We start from the raw sequence: 3218 nt of genomic DNA, 5'->3' as shown, positions 1-3218 counted from the left end.
CTCTGCGATCTCCTCGGGAGAAAGCACGGCCTCCCTGAAGAACTGATGGTCCGCGCCTTTGCCCCACCTTTCTGGGATGAGATCGACCGGATGAAAGAAGCCGACGCCACACTGAACAGCGCCATCAGGCTGACCTATGGATCGGCACTGATGAACGGGCCGTTTGCCATTGTTGTTGCAACGGCTGACGGGATCGTCGGTTTCACCGACCGGATCAAGCTCAGGCCGCTGATTGCAGCAGAAGCAGGCGACCGTCTCTACATATCCAGTGAAGAGGCGGCGATCAGGAGGATGGAGCCAAATCTTGACCGCGTATGGATGCCAAAAGCGGGTGAACCGGTTATCGGGAGGGTGAGGGTATGAGCATCGGATCGATCCCGATCAAATTCAAAGTCAGGATAGACCCCGCCCGCTGCATGCTCTGTGAGCGGTGTATCGAAAACTGTCCCTACGGCACGTATCGCCGGGAAGGCGAGACGATCGTTGTTGATTCACGGAAATGTGTCGCATGCCACCGGTGTGTCGCCATGTGTCCGCGTGATGCGATCTCTATTGAAGAAAAACCAATCGACTACCGGAGTCACCCGCTCTGGAGCAGGGAGGCACGGGAGGCGATCTATAACCAGGCGCGGACCGGACGGATCGTCCTTGCCGGTATGGGGAATGCAACCGACCTTCCAAACATCTTCGACCGGCTGCTGCTTGATGCATGCCAGGTAACAAACCCGAGTATCGATCCGCTCAGGGAACCGATGGAGCTTCGGACATATCTTGGCAAGAAACCCAGGAAGCTCGAGATCAAACGGGGAAAAGACGGAGATATCGAGCTGAATACCACCCTTTCCCCGAACCTCAAACTGAATATCCCGATCATGATCGGCCATATGAGCTATGGAGCAATCTCCCTCAATGCCCAGCTCTCAATGGCCAGGGCAGTTTCGAATCTGGGAACCTTCATGGGAACCGGAGAGGGTGGGCTTCACCCCTCACTCAGGGAGTACCAGAATAATATGATCGTCCAGGTCGCTTCCGGGCGTTTTGGTGTTGATATCGATTACCTTGAACGCGGGGCTGCAATTGAGATCAAGATCGGGCAGGGGGCAAAACCAGGTATCGGCGGACACCTTCCCGGTGAAAAGGTCGGACCTGAGGTCTCACAGACAAGGATGATACCTGAGAGGAGCGATGCGATCAGCCCGGCACCGCACCATGACATCTATTCGATAGAAGATCTCAAACAGCTGGTTCATTCCCTGAAAGAGGCAACCGAATGGAAGAAACCGGTTTTTGTCAAGATCGCGGCAGTCCATAATGTTGCAGCAATCGCCTCAGGCATTGCCCGCTCCTCTGCCGATGCCGTCGTCATTGACGGATTCCGTGGAGGAACCGGAGCCGCACCGAGGGTATTCCGCGATCATGTCGGTATCCCCATCGAGGCAGCAATCGCAGCAGTCGACCAGAAACTCAGGTCACAGGGGATACGGAACGAGATCTCGATCATCGCATCCGGCGGGATCAGGGATGCAGCGGATGTCACGAAGGCAATCGCTCTTGGAGCGGATGCAATATACATCGGAACCGCAGCACTGATCGCAATGGGTTGCCGTGTCTGTGGAACATGTTATCGCGGCCTCTGCCCGTGGGGTATTGCAACCCAGGATACTCGCCTCACCCAGCGGCTTGACCCTGATGTTGAGTGGCAGCATGTGGCAAACCTGATCCGTGGATGGACACTGGAGATCAGCGAGCTGATGGGTGCTGCCGGTATCAACAGCATCGAGAGCCTGCGTGGAAACCGTGACCGGCTGAGAGGATATATGCTGGACGAAGCGATGATGAATGTGCTTGATGTGAAACCAGTGGGGGCATAAACGATGGATGAAGAACTGGTAATCAATGCAGAAGGCATCCATTATACCCCCCTCAATATCATGATTCGATCAGCAGTCGCACGGGGGGTTGACCAGATCAGGATAGAAAATGTCCTTGGACAGCGGTTTATAGCAGACGGGCTGAAAGGAAAAGCCAGGATCACCGTATGCGGCACACCCGGAGGAGATCTCGGGATGTTCATGAGCGGACCGGTGATCGAAGTCTTTGGCAACTGCGATCATGCACCCGGCAACACCATGGATGCAGGGGAGATCATCGTTCATGGGAACTCGGGAGATGCAACCGCACACTCGATGCGTGGCGGTACGGTGATGGTTGAAGGAGATATCGGCTATCGTGGCGGGATTCATATGAAAGAGTATGGTGATCACCGCCCGGTTCTGATTGCGGGTGGAAATGCCTGCTCCTTCCTTGGGGAGTACATGGCAGGCGGAGTGATCATCATCCTTGGATGCCGGGGTGAGCGCATCCTGCCTGATCGCGGGGTTGGAACCGGCATTCATGGTGGTGAGATCTTCATTCGGGGTGATATCCCGGAGAGGATCCTCGGGGTCGGTGCACGGAAAGCGGTGGCAACCGAAGAAGATCTTGACAGGATCAAACCGCTTATCCGGAGATATGCGGAGGCTTTCTCAGTGGATGAGGAAACGCTCCTCTCTGCTGAATATACAAGGATTACCCCTGCCAGCGGACGACCATTTGCAAATAAATACACCTGGGAGTGACAGAGCATGCAGGGAAGATGTTATGAAGATCTCAGGCGGGAAGTCTGGGATACGAACCGATGTTGTGGCTGTGGGGCATGTATTGCTGTATGTCCCGCAGATGCCCTCATCTTTACAGCCGAAGAAAACAGCCATCCTCTAAACCGCAGTTACTGTAAAGAGGCCACAGATGGAGTTCCCTGTGGAGCCTGCTACGAGGTCTGCCCACGAGTGAAGATGATACAGGGGCGGGGCCTCCTTGGGGACTACCGCTCGATCGTCTCGGCAACAGCAGGAATCGAGATCCCACACCGGCAGAGCGGCGGAGCAGTCACGGCGATCCTCGCTGATGCCCTTGACAACGGCCTGATCGATGCTGTCGTTACTGTTTCCGAGGACCATTTCACCCTGAAACCCCAGTCAGTAGTGATCACCTCGTCAGGAGAGCTGATTCGCCATGCGGGAAGCAGGTATGCCTGGTGGGTTCCCCTGCTTGCAGCACTGAAGACAGCCGTCCTTGAGAAGAAATGCAGGAAGATCGCCGTCATCGGGCTTCCCTGTGTCACCGAGGCGGTAGCGGAGATGAAGGCAAGCGAAAACGATCTGGTCAGGCCCTATGCG

The 3218-nt window shown here is 55.6% G+C and carries 3 protein-coding genes and 1 pseudogene; all 4 read left to right on the top strand.

What is annotated here, in order from left to right; translation table 11 throughout:
• Positions 1-363, top strand: a pseudogene (locus tag QCH34_RS09590) (hypothetical protein); the annotation flags it as partial.
• Positions 360-1871 (top strand): glutamate synthase-related protein, encoded by a 1512-nt coding sequence (locus QCH34_RS09585; RefSeq protein WP_300333361.1) that lies wholly within the window; start codon positions 360-362, stop codon positions 1869-1871. The pseudogene QCH34_RS09590 and the gene QCH34_RS09585, both read left to right, overlap by 4 nt.
• 3 nt (positions 1872-1874) lie before the next feature.
• On the top strand, positions 1875-2618 hold the full coding sequence (locus tag QCH34_RS09580; RefSeq protein WP_300333358.1) for a hypothetical protein: 744 nt from the start codon (positions 1875-1877) through the stop codon (positions 2616-2618).
• A gap of 6 nt (positions 2619-2624) precedes the next feature.
• Positions 2625-3218: coenzyme F420 hydrogenase/dehydrogenase beta subunit N-terminal domain-containing protein (locus tag QCH34_RS09575; RefSeq protein ID WP_300333353.1), on the top strand; the 594-nt coding region annotated here is incomplete at its 3' end.

It is taken from the genome of Methanocalculus sp. (genome assembly GCF_029762515.1).
In the GTDB taxonomy this organism is placed as follows: Archaea; Halobacteriota; Methanomicrobia; order Methanomicrobiales; family Methanocorpusculaceae; genus Methanocalculus.
Note: the sequence above shows the minus strand (reverse complement) of the source record. Positions and strands in the feature narration are given on the sequence as shown.